Raw genomic sequence first — 15773 nt, 5'->3', positions numbered from 1 at the left:
CTTAATGTAAAATCTGGTCGAGAAAGCGTTTTGCGCGATCACTGACCTGACCAGAGAAGAAGTCACGGGTATTGGCCCGTTCAATAATTTCCCCCTCCTCCATAAACAGAATCTGATTTGCAGCACTGCGGGCGAAGCCCATCTCATGGGTCACCACCATACTGGTCATCCCTTCAGCGCTCAGTTCAGCCATCACATCCAGCACTTCACGGATCATTTCCGGATCCAGTGCGGAGGTAGGTTCGTCGTACAACATCAGCTCGGGTTTCATCGCCAACGCCCGGGCAATGGCGACACGCTGCTGCTGGCCGCCGGATAATTCATCCGGAAAATGGTCAGCCCGTTCATTGATCCGCACCTTAGCCAGCAAATTTTCGGCCTGCTTTCGGGCATCAATCCGGTTCACACCCAGCACCGTCATCGGTGCCAGCATGATGTTTTCTGCGGCGGTCAGATGAGAGAACAGTTCGTAGTTCTGAAAAACCATACCAATACGCTGACGCAGCTTATCGGCCGGAATTTCGCCACGGCTGATGTTCTGGCTGCCAAAAAACACGTCACCGCTGTCGGCCGGAGCCAGCAGGTTTACGCAACGCAGCAGAGTCGATTTTCCGGAGCCGGAAGGGCCAATCAGCACCACCGTGTCGCCACGCTCTACCGTCAGTGAGCAGTTTTTCAGTACTTTCTGGCGGCCAAAGGTTTTATCGATGCCGATCATTTCCAGCAGGGGTTTATCGGGGTGTTTCATAGCACCTCCCGGGTGTCACTGTTCAGGCCTGGTGGCACTAAGCGCAGCTTTTTGTTTTTTTTGCGGCGGAGTTTCGGGTCCAGCACACTTTCAAGCCAGGACTGGAAAATCATGAAAAATGAGGTCAGAACGAGGTAATAGATACCGGCGGCACACAGCGCTTCAAAGTAACGGAAACTGGCACTGGCGGCCTGGTTTGCCACCAGCAGCAGATCCTGCACGGCAATCACCGATACCAGCGCGCTTGATTTCAGCATGCTGATCATCTGGTTACCCATCGGTGGCAGGACGATTCTGGCGGCCTGCGGCAATACAATCTTGCGCATGATTTGCGCGTTATTCATGCCCAGCGCCATACCGGCAGTGCGCTGGCCGCTTTTTACTGCCTGCAATCCGGAACGCAGAATTTCCGCCATATAGGCGCCTTCATTCAGTGAAAGCGCCAGTACCGCACAGGTAAAGGCAGAAAAACGGATGCCAAAACCTGGCAGGACGTTGTAGACAAAAATAATCTGAAACAGCACCGGAGTGCCGCGAAACAGCCACAGATAGAAAAAGGCCAGCCATTTTCCGGGACGAAAAGGAGCTTCCTGCAGCAAAGCCAGAACCAGCCCCATAACCACACCGCACAGCAGTGAACAAAGGGTGATTAACAGCGTCATCCATGCACCTTTGAAAAACTCAGGTGAGATGAAGTACTGCCACATCAGATCAATCGACATAGTATTCTCCTGGAGTGCGGGTTCGGTTTAGAAAATGGCGACGGAGCCCGGGAAGTTCCATTTAGTAATCAGCTTCTGGTAAGTCCCGTCCTGCACCACCTCTTTCAGCCCCTTTTCCAGCAACTGGCGGGTGTGGGTGTCACCTTTGCGGATGGCAAAAGCGATTTGGGTATTGTTTTCAAACTCTGGTCCGGTCGCTTCAAACACGTCGGGTTTTTCGCTGAACAGCGCGACAGTTCCCGGAGTAGATAAAAACTCGGCATCGGCACGGCCCTGGGCTACCGCCACTGCGGAGTCAGTAGCCGCCGGGAAGGTCATCACATTAATCGCAGCTTTTTTGGCCGCCAGACACTGGGTGTTATTTTCGCGGGCTTCGCTCTCTTCAATGCCCCCCAGAGTGACGGCGATATTTTTACCGCACAGTGAAAGGTCACGGCCGGTAATGCCGGACGGGTTGCCTTTACGCACCACTACGCGGCTTCCGATTTTCAGGTAAGGAATAAAATCGACCTGAGCAGCACGCGTCGGATTGACGTACATGGCCGAGTTAATCATATCCAGACGTTTGCCCTGTAACGCCGGGATCAGCCCCTGGAAAGACATCTGCTGAGGCGCCGGGGTCAGACCAATTTTTTTGCTCAGTGCGGTGATCAGGTCAATATCAAACCCGGTCAGCTGGCCGTTTTTGACGAATTCAAACGGCATAAAGGTGGCAGCGGTACCATAGGTTAACTGCCCTGGGGTGACACTTTCGTCAGCGGCAACAGCAGCCAGTGGCCCGATAGCCAGGGCCAGTAACAGATTTCCGGCCAACCACTTGCGCAAAGATAATTTGTTCATGCTTGTCTCCTGGTGATTAAATTGGATTTTCTGACGCACAAAATACAATTAAAGGGATAACAAAATGCTTTCCTGTGGTGCAGGATGCACAAAATACGTGCATCAGAACCGCTTATTTAGCTGCAACCTGGTGAGTTATTATTGTATATTGAGCTGACAATAATACACTCCAGGGAACACGCTCCATGACACTGACTGACTCAACTGCCAGCAGTCGCCGGATAGCCCGGCAAATCCTTGACCTGATATATGATGCAAGATTCGATCCAGGTCACCATTTGCGTGAACAACATCTCGCAGATGCTCTGGGTGTTTCACGCAGTCCTGTCCGGTCCGGGCTGAAGGAGCTGACCCGTCTGGGCGCCGTGGAAGCGCGGCCAAATCAGGGTTTTTTCCTGCTGAAAAGCATTGATGAACTGCAGCGTCTGACCATTGAGCAGACCAAAAATAATGATCAGGAATTGTATGAACGGCTGGTCAGAGACAGGATTGCCGGAGTGCTGCCGGAATCCTTTACCCAGACCGAAATTAGCCAGCGCTATGATGCTGATCGCGGGGTATTATCGCGGGCACTGGTGATGCTTTCGGAGGACGGGCTGATAGCCCGTAACGCGGGGCATGGCTGGCGATTTTTGCAGACCATAAACTCTGATGTGGCATTACAGAACAGCTATGGATTCCGGCTGATGATTGAACCGGCGGCCCTGCTGTCACCGCGGCTGAGAATTGACCGCCAGCAACTGAAACGCCTGAGGGCTCAGCATCTGCGGCTGATCGGTCACGACGATATTACCCGGGTTCCGGCTAAAGAAATCTTTGAAACCGATGCTTCTTTCCATGAAATTCTGGCGGAAGCCAGCGGTAACCTGTTTGTACTACAGGCAATTCAACAGCAAAACCGTTTACGCCGCCTGCTGGAATTTGGCAGCTACCATAATAAACGCCGCGTGAAAGAGTGGTGTGAAGAGCATGTGGCTATCCTTGATGCGTTGCGTGATCATAAACCGCAACTGGCTGCCGAACTGATGCGTAAACATCTGCAGTTTGCTTTTGACCAGGTAAGTTTTTCAAAACCGGAAGCATAACCGGCATCAATTTTGCACATACTGATCCTGAAAATACAATCAGGAGAAGTTATGGACTTAAAAATAGCGCAGCGTGTCGCACTGGTTTGTGGTGCCGGCAGCGGTCTGGGCCGGGCAATCGCTCTTTCGCTGGCACAGGAAGGCGTCAGAGTGGCAGTCACCGGGCGTAATGCCGATAAACTGGCAGAAACTGTCAGCCTTATCACGGCTCAGGGCGGCACTGCACAGGCCTGGATTCTCGACCTGGCGGCACCGCAGGATTTTGACCAGACCCTGGAGAGTATCCGCCAGCAGTGGGGCAATATTGATATTCTGGTCAATAACTCCGGCGGGCCACCTCCGGCCCGTGCCACCGGAACCGATGCCGCCGTCTGGCAAAGCCAGTTTTCGCTGATGGTAGGTTCACTGATTCAGCTGACCGATAAAGTATTACCGGCCATGCTGGAACAGGGCTGGGGACGGATTATCACCAGCACCTCTTCCGGAGTGGTCGCGCCTATTCCCAACCTGGCGCTGTCTAATGCATTGCGCATGAGCCTGCTTGGCTGGTCAAAAACTCTCGCCAGTGAAGTGGCAGCAAAAGGGGTTACGGTAAATGTGATGGTTCCGGGGCGTATTGCCACCGACCGTGTCGGCCAGTTGGATGCCCTGAAAGCAGGACGTGAAAATAGCACCGCCGAACAGGTAGCTGAACAGAGCCGCAAAACCATTCCTGCCGGGCGTTACGGCAATCCGGTGGAATACGGTGCCACCGCCGCCTTTCTTGCCGGAGAACCGGCAGGCTATATCACCGGCAGCATTATCCGCGTCGATGGCGGATTAATCCCTTCCATCTGATTAAACAGGCAGCCCGCAGTCGCGGGCCTGACGCTGTTTAGTGGCCTTTCTGCCGGGATCTGGCAGACTGGCCACGACTAAGCCCCCGCTCCAACTCCCTGCCCCATTCCCCGATAACGGTTTATCCGAGTAAAACAGGCACAACCTTTAAGTCGCCGGGCAGAAAAAACGCATTCAATAATCCTGCGATCTGTTTTTCGCTGTTAAATAAGCCAGGTTTATCCGGCAGTGGCCAACCGCATACAAGACGGACTATTTCAGGCGTGAATCAAAACTAAACGGGATGGCCCGCACAGTGTACATCAGACCAGCCACTGCCGGATGAAGCGGATTGAACAGAAAGTTATATTCTACCGGCGAGAGTGCACCAGGGATACGCAGCGCCACCGACTGAGCGCCTGCTGCCCAGTCGTCGCCGTATTGCGCCAGAATGGCCGGGGCATCTTCGGCGGCCCAGTCGGCCGGTAACATATCCTGATCAAATAACATTATCTGATTTTCCGGCACTTCAATACTCAGCAGAGTAAAGGACCCGAGTAGCTGAGGGGCATTCAGATGCACCAGCGTTTCCAGCATAGTCAGTGACGCCGTCTCCGACAGATAAACCATCGCGATGCCGACACTGTTCCAACGGCCACCGGCTTGTTTCGCCCCCAACCCGGACCAGGCAGACGACAGATAGCGGGTTTTGGTGAGCCGGTAGAGGATCATGAATAAACGCCGTGCTCAATCCGCGTAATCAACCGCATCACCTCCAGCGCCCCGGTTTCTGACGACAGAACATCCGCAGGCTTTTGCCAGTTAAGGGCGCGGTTTTTCTCATTCAGCCATTGGTTAGCGGCTTCCTTATCCCCTTCAAACAGTTCAATGGCGCGCGCCAGTACCCGGATCACCCGAATAATTCGCTCGCTCTGATCGGCGGTAAACCGGGCCTTAATGCTGCGGTTAAAGGTGGTGTTAGGGATACCCGACATTTTACGCAGTTCACTGGCCGGAATATTGGTCCAGTCAGAAAAACGCCTGGCGACATCTCCTTCCAGACCCTCGCTGATTCTGCCCATCAGCGCGATCCCATCCTGCACCTCAAGCCCGACGACACTCCACAGGTCAGCAGTCGGAACACGGGCTACCGAAGGCGAAAACACTTTCATAGTCATAGCTAACCCTCCATTTGGTTTTTTAATTATACCTTATGGAACAGAAGTGGTGAAATTTTTACCAGGTAATGACGGTAGTAAGGGCAGAAGGGCTGATCTGTAACGAGACACCTTTTGAAAAATTAGCCAAAGCCGATATGACTAATACAAGACAAAGGGGACTTGTCGGAACAAGTCCGCAAAACCTCACATCAAAAGGATAACCAGGAAGCGATATTTATCCGCGAGAACTGTTGTTCAGTAATCGTAGTGCCCCACTGATCACCTTCCCATTGTTTCGACAATTCAAAACCAAATGATTCGTACAGCCTTCTCGCCGCAGTAAGTTTATTGAACGTCCATAACTGTACTGATGAGAACTTTTTCTCATCGCAAAATCTCATTGCCTCTTCAATCAGTTTTCTGCCAAGCCCGCTGCCACGACATCCATCATCAAGGATGAACCAGCGCAGATGCGCCTCATTATTTCCCAGGTCCTCACCATCAATAGCAACTGAGCCAACGATGCGATCGTTCAACATCGCGAGCCAAATCTGGTTACATGGCTTATCCAGGCGAGCTGTAAAATCAGCAAGCCCTGCGGCAACCTTAGCTTCAAAAAAATGGCCGAAATTATGCTCTCTGGCGTAATAGCCTCCATGCATTTCAGTAATTCGGCCAATCATACCTGCATGATAACCCGTGACTATTTTTAAGTTACTTTGCAATTTCCCCTCAGTATTTTCGCGACTGGCTTTCAATGCGCCTGAATATGAAGAAAGACCCTGTGATACAGTCTCCCGGGTAAATGGATCGAGCTTATCCAATGCTGCTGCTACCCGCTGGTGAGCGTAATTATTTATATTCTTTACTGTTTCTCTGCCCTTCGCGGTGAGACTTAAAAGCTTCGCCCTCGCATCATCAACAGAAGTGTTTTCTTCAAGTTCTCCTGCCTCAACGAGCTTAGAGAGCAGGCGGCTGACGCTGGACTTCTCAAGCCCCAAAATCGATACCAGTTGAACAGCTGTCACTGCCCCCTGCATTTCAACCTCAAGCAATGTGTGAACGGCTGAGGGAGGATAATCACTCGCGGCCAGATTCTGGTTCATGAAACCCAGTTCACGTACCATTAAACGTGATGCAGTACGTATGTTTTTTATGTTCTCTTGTTCTGAAATCATTCATATTGCCCTTCAATAATGGTTGCACTATACAACCATTTACCTCGAGGACTTGTCAATCTCTTACGTTATGTCAGATCCTCACTCAATGCAGACTTTCAGTTGTTCAGGAACAAACCCTGTATCGTGATCCGTTTATACCGACCACTTCGATAACACCGGACGAGGCGTTTCACCCACCAACCTAAAATACCTCCCCCCCATCCTGTTTGCCTTCCGCTATATGCCATGCGATGATTTGCCGACAACCATAAAACGCTTTTCGTTCCGGCAGCTACAGGCCGGGCTTTAACTGAGCCAGTCTCACGCTTCAGAAAGGATGTTGCATGCAAACCTGCCCCAAATGTCATCAGCAGATCAGTAATGATTATTGCCCGTCCTGTGCCGAAAAAGAACGTGCCGCTGACCGGCATGATAACCTTGGGAACTGGGCTGATGAGCCTAAGACCAGCCTGCCGTCACAGAGCCCGTCTCCTTCTCCGGCACCTTCTGCGCAGCCCGTCCGCAGGTCAGCTCCGAAGCGGCCTCCGTTGCCGCTGGATAATTTTGCCGCCAGATTTATCTATGCCCGTATAACGCCGTTTTTACTGATGCTGTTGCTGGCGTTTGAAATTGTCAGCAGCCTGAAATTTCTGCAAAGCTACCGCGATTACTACGGGCTTGGGCTGTTCACTATGCCGTTCCCGAAACTGTACGCTCCGCTGCTGGTACTGTTGCTGGTGAATTTGCTGATGATGTTTAAATTCCGCGAATTTCATCAGGCGAAAAGCCGTGAGCGCGCTCACCCGACCTTCTGCCTGTTTGTGTTCTTCTGGTTCTGGTATATGCGCAGTTTTGGACTGGCGATCGGATTCTGGCTGATCAACCACTTGTGATCGGATCCCCTTTGATCAGCTACTGTCGGAGTGCAACCGCCCCGGCAGTACTCTGTGATTGCTCTGCCGTGCGGCGGAGGGTCACAGAACCTCAGTTTCTCCGGCTTTCCCCCTACCACCGGTTACCCTGCTCTGCTAAGGTGTTGGTACTGTCCTCCGCGGGAACCACACTATGATGGAAGGTCGTCTTTATTTTTGTGCAGATCAGATTTTGCGCTTTAAATCTGATTTCGACGATGCCACCGCACTGCCGCTGCTGTCTATTCTCCGGACCCTGCCTGCTGATGATCCCTGGTTTCTGTTACGCTTCTTCCGTCACCCGGTGGTGATTGAACAGGACACCACTTTGGCTGCGATCCTGATTGCGGTGGAAGCCTGGCAGGATCTGTTAACCGCCGTACTGGATCGTGATGTCGCCGCCTATATCCAGGAAATAAAAAAACCAGCGCCATCGGCAAGCAGCGGCCCTGACTGGATCTCCGTTCGCCGTCATAGCGCGGTTATCCGCAGTTATCAGTATCTGCAGCCGGGAGAAGAGGAAGATCTTATCGACTATTTCTCCCGTGAACTGACACCCGCCGATGATTTCGATATTGAAACCGAATGCAGTGCCTTCGGCATCCGCTTTGACTCTTCACAAAACTGGAGTCTGAGCGAAAATATTCATGATATTAAAAATCTGCCGGTGGTGATTGATAGCAGGCACTCGCTGGAATTTCTGCCACAAGACGGGCTACTTCAGAAAGACGTTGCCGGAGTTGATTATGGCCCGCACCGCTACCGGCTGTTTAGTGAAACTGAGCTGAATTTCCGTGAACTGATGGAAGCGATTTTTATCAGCGGACTGTTTTATTACAGTCCGGCGGTTGCCGAACATAATACCAGGCAACTGCAACAGCTGCTGGCTGAACGGGATGAGTATCCGGACGAAGAAGAAGAACGGGATGCAGAGCCCTTCGATGAAGAAGACTCACTGCTGCCGGAAGAATTTAGTATCGAAATTGACGAAAAAGCCTTTGATTCCCTGACAGAACATAGCCGTCAGCAGACAGAGGAGTGGCAGGCATTAAAAAAACGCTGCCGCCAATACTCCGGTCTGCCGGTGCGTATCGGTAATATTGTTCCAGCGCGCCCGCCGGAGCCCTGAGCCGCAACTCTGCTGACCCACGAAGCGGCCCATAAACCGCCCCAACGAACCTACATAGTGACTCTGCAGAGAACTGTGGCATGATAGCCAGCGGACAGCCGGTAATCAGGGAGAATTCATGAAACCAGTCACACTGTATGATGTTGCAGACCTTGCAGGGGTCTCATACCAGACCGTTTCAAGGGTGGTTAATCAGGCCACTCATGTCTCGGCACGGACCCGTGAGAAAGTCGAAGCGGCAATGGCTGAACTGAATTATATCCCTAACCGGGTGGCCCAACAGCTGGCAGGAAAACAGTCTCCGCTGATTGGCGTGGCGACCACTCACCTGGCACTGCATGCTCCCTCACAGATTGTTGCCGCCATCAAATCCCGCGCTGATCACTCTTCTGCCAGTGTAGTTATCTCGATGATTGAACACGTCGGACTGCAGGCCTGTAAGGCGGCGATTTATAACCTGCTGGCACAACGGGTCACCGGAATTATCGTTAACTTTCCGCTGGATGACGATGATGCGCGGGAAGTGGCCAATGCCTGCGGCAATATCCCGGTGCTGTTCCTCGATGTCTCAGACAGTGCGCCGGTCAACAGCATTATTTTCTCTCATCAGCAGGGACCACGGCTGGGAGCGGAATATCTGCTGCAGCAGGGCCACCAGCAGATAGCACTGCTCAGTGGCCCTGAAAGTTCGGTCTCTGCCAGGCTAAGACGTAGCGGCTGGCTGTCATCACTTGCCAGACAACAACTGAAACCGGTCGCCGAACTGCAGGGAGACTGGAGCGCCATGTCCGGATTTCTGCAAACCAGGCAGATGCTGGAGCAAGGTATTGTGCCCGGCGCCATGCTGGTTGCCAACGATCAGATGGCGCTCGGTGCCATACGCGCCATCTGCGAATCAGGTCTGAAGGTTCCGGCCGATATCTCGGTGATTGGCTACGATGATACCGATGACAGCTGCTGTTATATCCCGCCTCTCACCACAATTCGTCAGGACTTTCCGTTGCTGGGCAAAACCAGCGTTGACCGGCTGTTGCAGTTATCGCGTGGTGAACAGAGCAGTGAAAACCAGCAGCTGGACGTCAGTCTGGTGGTGCGTAATACCGTGCAACCGCCGGGCAGCGCCACCGCATCCGCCAGAGACCTTTCCGCTTCACTGATCCATCTGGCCCGCCAGGTCTCGCGTCTGACCCCTGAAGATTAAATTTATGTGAGTCAGTTCACTGACCGGGGATCTGCTGCTTTACAGAAAACAGTGCCAGCACTTATGTTTTAAAAATTGTGAGCGGATAACAATTTTTAAGGATTGCGGTAATGACACTGAATAGTGACTCCCTGGACGCGGTACTGGCCCTGAACCACTGGCAAAATCCGGCCATCACCCAACTCAACCGGCTGGCGGCACACCCGCCCTTCAACAGCTGGCGTTCCACGGATGCAGCGGCGGCAGATCAGCCGTCGGACAGTTTACGCAGCCTGAATGGCCAGTGGCAGTTTCGTCTGTTTGACCGGCCGCAGGATGTCCCCGACAGCTGGCGACTGGCCGATCTGCCTGACAGCCGCGAAATCCCTGTGCCCTCTAACTGGCAGATGCAGGGCTATGACACCCCGATTTATACCAATGTCACCTACCCGTTTCCGGTCGATCCGCCACGGGTACCGCAACACAATCCGACAGGTTGTTACTCGCTCACATTTAAAGCCGACAATCAGTGGCTACAGCAGGGCCAGACAAGAATCATCTTTGAAGGAGTGAATTCAGCCTTTTATCTCTGGTGTAACGGCCGGCTTGTCGGTTACGGCCAGGACAGCCGGTTACCTTCAGAATTTGACCTGACTGATTTTCTGCAACCCGGTGATAACCGGCTGGCGGTGATGGTGCTGCGCTGGTGCGACGGCAGCTATCTGGAAGACCAGGATATGTGGCGGATGAGCGGTATCTTCCGCGATGTCGCCCTGCTGCATAAACCGGAAACACAGATCAGTGATTACCGTATCACCACCCGGCTGAATGAAAGTTTTACCGCCGCCGAGCTGGCCGCAGAAATCCATTTACAGGGTGCGATCAGCGCTGATCTGCAACTGACCCTGCAACTGTGGCAGCAGGATCAGCTGATAGGTGAAGCACGAGGCGTTCCCGGCAGCGATATTGTGGATGAACGCGGCCGCTATGCCGAACGTACCACTCTGCGTATCCCTGTCACTCAACCGGCTCTGTGGAGTGCCGAAAATCCGCAGCTCTATCGTGCCGTAATTCTGTTACATAGCCCCGATGGCCGGCTGACTGAAGCCGAAGGCTGCGATGTCGGGTTCCGTGAAGTGACTATCCGTAACGGTCTGCTGTTACTGAACGGGCAACCGCTGCTGATCCGTGGTACCAATCGCCATGAACATCATCCGCTCAACGGCCAGGTGATGGACAGAGAGACCATGGTTAACGATATTTTGCTGATGAAACAGCATAATTTTAATGCCGTACGCTGCTCCCACTATCCTAACCATCCGCTGTGGTACCGGCTGTGTGATTACTATGGTCTGTATGTGGTCGATGAGGCGAATATCGAAACCCACGGCATGGTGCCGATGAACCGGCTTACCGATGATCCTGACTGGTTACCGGCAATGAGCCAGCGCGTTACAAGGATGGTACAGCGGGATCGCAACCATCCCTGCATTATTATCTGGTCGCTGGGTAATGAATCCGGACATGGGGTAAACCATGATGCACTGTATCGATGGATCAAATCCGCAGATCCGACCCGTCCGGTACAGTATGAAGGCGGCGGTGCAGACACCGCAGCCACCGATATTATCTGCCCGATGTATGCCCGTGTGGATCAGGATCAGCCTTTCCCTGCCGTGCCTAAGTGGTCGATCAAAAAATGGCTGTCGCTGCCGGGCGAACATCGCCCGTTGATCCTGTGTGAATACGCCCATGCGATGGGTAACAGCCTGGGAGGCTTTGCCCGTTACTGGCAGGCATTTCGTCAGTATCCCCGGTTACAGGGTGGGTTCGTCTGGGACTGGGTGGATCAGTCACTGATTAAATACGATGAGCAGGGGCAACCGTGGTCAGCCTACGGCGGTGATTTTGGCGATACTCCGAATGATCGTCAGTTCTGTATGGATGGCCTGGTGTTCGCCGACCGGACCCCGCACCCTTCGTTGTATGAAGCAAAGCATGCGCAGCAGTTTTTTAGCTTTAACCTGCTGCCCGGCCAGCCACGTCGGCTGGAAATTCACAGTGAATACCTGTTCCGTCACACCAGCAACGAACAACTGCACTGGCGGTTTGCTCAGGATGGACGGCCCCTTTCCGAAGGCAAAGTGACACTGGATATCGCCCCACAGGGCAGCCAGATAATTGAGCTGCCGGAGGTTTCACTGGCGGATGGCAATGGTCAGTTGTGGCTGAATGTCGAGATTATTCAGCCGCAGGCAACCCTTTGGTCAGAGGCCGGGCATATCAGCGGCTGGCAGCAATGGCCGCTGGAAGAACGGCTGGCGGAATCCTCCCGCCAGGCTGCCGGCCCGGCCCCGCAACTCAGCACCACTGACACAACCTTTAGCGTGGCTGCCGCGAACCGCCGCTGGGAATTCAGCCGTGAAGCCGGAGTTCTCAGCCAGTATTTTATCGATTCACAACCGCAGCTACTGAGCGCCCTGACCGACCAGTTTACCCGCGCCCCGCTGGATAATGATATCGGAGTCAGCGAAGCCCACCGGATTGATCCCAATGCCTGGGCTGAACGCTGGAAAGCGGCCGGACACTACAGTGCAGAACCGGTGCTGTTGCAGTGTAGCGCCGAACCACTGAGCGATGCGGTGCTGATTACCACCCTGCATCGCTGGCAGTCTCAGCAAACCACCCTGTTTATCAGCCGCAAACAGTGGCGAATTGATGCGGCGGGTGACCTGCAGATTACGGTTGATATTGAGTTACCTGCCGGTGGTACCCCACCGGCAAGAATTGGTCTGAGCTGCCAGTTATCGCAGGTCGCAGAACGGGCCAGCTGGCTGGGGTTGGGGCCACACGAAAACTATCCGGATCGCCTCAGCTCAGCCCGCTTTGATCGCTGGGATCTGCCGCTGGAAGACCTGTACACACCGTATGTTTTTCCGTCGGAGAACGGACTGCGCTGTGCGACCCGACAACTGCGTTACGGCAGCCATCAGTGGCAGGGAGACTTTCAGTTCAACCTGAGCCGTTACAGTCAACAACAGCTGGCAGAGACCAGCCATCGCCATCTGCTCACCCCGGAGGCGGGTAGCTGGCTGAATATTGATGGTTTCCATATGGGAATCGGTGGTGATGACTCCTGGAGCCCGTCAGTCGCACCTGAGTATCAGCTCACTGCACGACATTATCATTATCAGATCGTCTGGGGCAGAAGTAGTCACCATTAATCCTTTGCCGGCAGTGTTCTGCATTGCCGGAAGGCGGCGCAAGGAATCGATTATGTACTATTTACGCAACACTAATTTTTGGATTTTCGGCAGCTTCTTTTTCTTCTATTTCTTTATTATGGGAGCCTATTTCCCGTTTTTCCCTATCTGGCTGCACGATATCAACCATATCAGCCAGGAAGGCACCGGAGTGATCTTCGCTTCGATTTCGCTGTTTTCATTGTTGTTCCAGCCGGTATTTGGTTTGCTGTCGGACAAACTGGGGCTGCGCAAACATCTGCTGTGGGTGATCACCGGCATGCTGGTAATGTTTGCTCCGTTCTTTATTTATGTGTTCGGGCCACTGCTGCAATACAACGTTTTACTGGGTTCCATTGTCGGCGGGATTTATCTGGGCTTTATCTATAATGCCGGTGCACCTTCGATTGAAGCCTATATCGAAAAAGTCAGCCGTCGTAGCCAGTTTGAATTTGGCCGCGCGCGGATGTTCGGTTGTGTGGGCTGGGCCATCTGCGCCTCAATCACAGGGATTATGTTTAACATCAATAACCAGTTTGTATTCTGGCTGGGTTCAGGATGTGCGGTGATCCTCGCACTGCTGTTGTTTTTCTCCCGTACCAGCAACCCCTCTTCTGCCGTGGTCGCTGATGCAGTCGGAGTCAACCCGTCGGCATTCAGCCTGAAACTGGCACTGGAACTGTTTAAACAACCGAAACTGTGGTTCCTGTCGCTATATGTGATTGGTGTGTCCTGCACCTACGACGTATTTGACCAGCAGTTTGCTAATTTCTTTACCGGCTTTTTTAGTAACACTGCCAAAGGCACTCAGGTGTTCGGCTATGTCACAACCATGGGCGAACTGCTGAACGGATTAATCATGTTTTTTGCGCCGATGATAGTGAACCGGATTGGCGGAAAGAATGCCTTACTGCTGGCCGGGACCATTATGTCAGTCAGGATCATTGGTTCATCCTTTGCCACCAATGCCGTGGAAGTGGTAGCACTGAAAACACTGCATATGTTTGAGGTTCCGTTCCTGATTGTCGGCTGTTTTAAATACATTACCAGCCAGTTTGAAGTCCGGTTTTCAGCCACTATTTATCTGGTCTGCTTCTGTTTCTTCAAACAGCTGGCGATGATTTTTATGTCTTATCTGGCGGGCGTGATGTATCAGAATATCGGCTTTAAAGGGGCCTATCTGGTACTGGGGCTGATTGCCCTGAGCTTTACTCTACTGTCACTGTTTACCCTGAGCCAGAAGAAAAACGTCAATCTGACCGCCGCACCACTCCCCGGAAAATAACCACTTGTCCCCGGAGCCTGTAATATAGCTCCGGGGCGTCCCACAGCGGCGAAAGCTCTTTCCTTCACGTGAATAAAAAACAAAAATACCTGCTAATTTTCATAACCTTACCGTTATCTGCCTGCCGCAAATCGATTGCCGGAATTGTTCTAATTCCTGCCGGAAAAACTGTGCCACTATGTGGATTCTGCGCTATGCGCGACAAGTCTGGTAAGGAGAAGTGATGAGCACATTAGAGGTTCCACAGGCCGCCGATATTTACGTGAACTCTTCTGAACCGCTGGCCCCGCGACCACTGCCGTCTGTCCCGGCACAGCTTATCCGCAGTGATAAGCAGGCAATCGAGGTCGCAGAACAACTGGCGGAACAATTTGCGGCTGGCGCCGCCCGCCGTGACCGCGAAGGAATTCTGCCGGTGGCCGAACTGGAAGCATTTTCACAAAGCGGTTTGTGGGGCATCAACGTGCCAAAAGCTTATGGCGGCGCAGAGGTCTCCTATGCCACCGTAGCACGGGTGATTTCCATAATTTCGGCAGCCGATTCCGCACTGGGACAAATCCCGCAGAATCATCTGGCGGGTGTGGCCCATCTGATCGCTGATGGCAGTGAAAGCCAGAAACAGCGGCTGCTGGCTGGCGTATTGCGCGGCGAACGCTGGGGTAATGCATTTTCCGAAAAAGGCTCAAAAACCGTTGCCGATTTCCGGACCACCCTGACACGGCAGGGTGATCATCTGCGGGTTAATGGTGAAAAATTTTATGCCACCGGCGCCCTGCTGGCACACAAAGTACATACCGTGGCTGTCGATGAACAGGGGCTGGTACAACTGGTGGTTCTGAACCGTGACAGTGAAGGACTGACCGTGATTAATAACTGGTCCTCGTTTGGTCAGCGTACTACCGCGTCCGGCAGTGTCGTTCTGGATAATGTCCGGGCCACAGAAGAGGATGTGATTCCGGTCTGGAAAGCCTTTGACCGTCCTACTGCCGCCGGGGCGATATCACAGATTATTCAGGCCGCAGTGGATGCCGGTATCGCGCGCGGTACCATCGCTGATACGGTGAAATTCATCAATGAGAAGTCCCGTCCGTGGATCGACAGTGGTCAGGAAAAAGCTTCACAGGATATCTTCACCATCGCAGCGATTGGTGATTTGAAAATCCGGCTGCATGCCGCAGAGTCACTGCTATGGCGGGCAGGACAACTGATTGATGAAGCCCTGAAACAGCCAAATGAACAGACCGTGGCGGCAGCCTCGGTCGCTACCGCCGAAGCCAAAGTGTTGACTACGGAAGTGGCTTTGCAGGCGGGGAATAAACTGTTTGAACTGGCAGGAACGCGCTCAACGCTGGAAGAGTTTAATCTGGATCGTCACTGGCGCAATGCCCGCACTCATACCCTGCATGACCCGGTGCGCTGGAAATATTTCCATGTAGGAAACTACTATCTGAACAATATTAACCCGCCACGCCATGCCTGGAACTGAATCATTATC

At 53.0% G+C, this 15773-nt stretch carries 14 protein-coding genes; 8 read left to right on the top strand and 6 right to left on the bottom strand.

Going from position 1 to position 15773, the window contains the following annotated elements; translation table 11 throughout:
• Position 1 precedes the first annotated feature (1 nt).
• Genes A7K98_RS02015 through A7K98_RS02005 form a run of 3 tightly spaced genes read right to left on the bottom strand, consistent with a single transcriptional unit; the run spans position 2 to position 2310 of the window.
• Complete coding sequence (locus tag A7K98_RS02015) at positions 2-748, bottom strand: amino acid ABC transporter ATP-binding protein (RefSeq protein WP_087487052.1); 747 nt, start codon at positions 746-748, stop codon at positions 2-4.
• Positions 745-1470: an amino acid ABC transporter permease gene (locus A7K98_RS02010; protein ID WP_087487051.1), complete on the bottom strand. Its 726-nt coding sequence runs from the start codon at positions 1468-1470 to the stop codon at positions 745-747. The genes A7K98_RS02015 and A7K98_RS02010 overlap by 4 nt, the downstream gene beginning before the upstream one ends.
• A 27-nt stretch (positions 1471-1497) precedes the next feature.
• Positions 1498-2310, bottom strand: a complete 813-nt coding sequence (locus A7K98_RS02005) for an ABC transporter substrate-binding protein (RefSeq protein ID WP_087487050.1) — start codon at positions 2308-2310, stop codon at positions 1498-1500.
• 185 nt (positions 2311-2495) lie between these two features.
• Between A7K98_RS02005 and A7K98_RS02000 the strand changes: the two genes are divergently transcribed.
• Complete coding sequence (locus A7K98_RS02000) at positions 2496-3395, top strand: GntR family transcriptional regulator (RefSeq protein WP_087487049.1); 900 nt, start codon at positions 2496-2498, stop codon at positions 3393-3395.
• A gap of 51 nt (positions 3396-3446) precedes the next feature.
• Positions 3447-4232 (top strand): SDR family oxidoreductase, encoded by a 786-nt coding sequence (locus tag A7K98_RS01995; protein WP_087487048.1) that lies wholly within the window; start codon positions 3447-3449, stop codon positions 4230-4232.
• 252 nt (positions 4233-4484) lie between these two features.
• Here the strand turns inward: A7K98_RS01995 and A7K98_RS01990 are convergent, their stop codons facing one another.
• The 3 genes from A7K98_RS01990 to A7K98_RS01980 form a co-directional block, all read right to left on the bottom strand.
• On the bottom strand, positions 4485-4943 hold the full coding sequence (locus tag A7K98_RS01990; RefSeq protein ID WP_087487047.1) for an RES family NAD+ phosphorylase: 459 nt from the start codon (positions 4941-4943) through the stop codon (positions 4485-4487).
• Entirely contained in the window at positions 4940-5383 is a 444-nt protein-coding gene (gene parS / locus A7K98_RS01985) for a type II RES/Xre toxin-antitoxin system antitoxin (protein WP_407703102.1), read from the bottom strand. Before parS ends, A7K98_RS01990 begins: the two co-directional genes overlap by 4 nt.
• Before the next feature lie 197 nt (positions 5384-5580).
• A complete protein-coding gene (locus tag A7K98_RS01980) occupies positions 5581-6549 on the bottom strand; it encodes a bifunctional helix-turn-helix transcriptional regulator/GNAT family N-acetyltransferase (RefSeq protein ID WP_087487045.1) in 969 nt (322 codons plus the stop codon).
• Between the two features lie 326 nt (positions 6550-6875).
• Between A7K98_RS01980 and A7K98_RS01975 the strand changes: the two genes are divergently transcribed.
• The 6 genes from A7K98_RS01975 (at position 6876) to A7K98_RS01950 (ending at position 15764) form a co-directional block, all read left to right on the top strand.
• Positions 6876-7424: a hypothetical protein gene (locus A7K98_RS01975; RefSeq protein WP_087487044.1), complete on the top strand. Its 549-nt coding sequence runs from the start codon at positions 6876-6878 to the stop codon at positions 7422-7424.
• Positions 7425-7596: 172 nt separating this feature from the next.
• Positions 7597-8571: a hypothetical protein gene (locus A7K98_RS01970; RefSeq protein ID WP_087487043.1), complete on the top strand. Its 975-nt coding sequence runs from the start codon at positions 7597-7599 to the stop codon at positions 8569-8571.
• Between the two features lie 118 nt (positions 8572-8689).
• On the top strand, positions 8690-9772 hold the full coding sequence (locus A7K98_RS01965) for a LacI family DNA-binding transcriptional regulator (RefSeq protein ID WP_087487042.1): 1083 nt from the start codon (positions 8690-8692) through the stop codon (positions 9770-9772).
• A gap of 110 nt (positions 9773-9882) precedes the next feature.
• Positions 9883-12975 (top strand): beta-galactosidase, encoded by a 3093-nt coding sequence (locus tag A7K98_RS01960; RefSeq protein WP_087487041.1) that lies wholly within the window; start codon positions 9883-9885, stop codon positions 12973-12975.
• A gap of 52 nt (positions 12976-13027) precedes the next feature.
• On the top strand, positions 13028-14278 hold the full coding sequence (locus A7K98_RS01955) for an MFS transporter (protein ID WP_087487040.1): 1251 nt from the start codon (positions 13028-13030) through the stop codon (positions 14276-14278).
• A gap of 223 nt (positions 14279-14501) precedes the next feature.
• On the top strand, positions 14502-15764 hold the full coding sequence (locus A7K98_RS01950; protein WP_087487039.1) for an SfnB family sulfur acquisition oxidoreductase: 1263 nt from the start codon (positions 14502-14504) through the stop codon (positions 15762-15764).
• Positions 15765-15773 lie beyond the last annotated feature (9 nt).

This window comes from Tatumella citrea (assembly GCF_002163585.1).
Classification (GTDB): Bacteria; Pseudomonadota; Gammaproteobacteria; order Enterobacterales; family Enterobacteriaceae; genus Tatumella; species Tatumella citrea.
The sequence above is the reverse complement of the archived record's forward strand: the minus strand, read 5'-3'. Positions and strand labels throughout refer to the sequence as shown.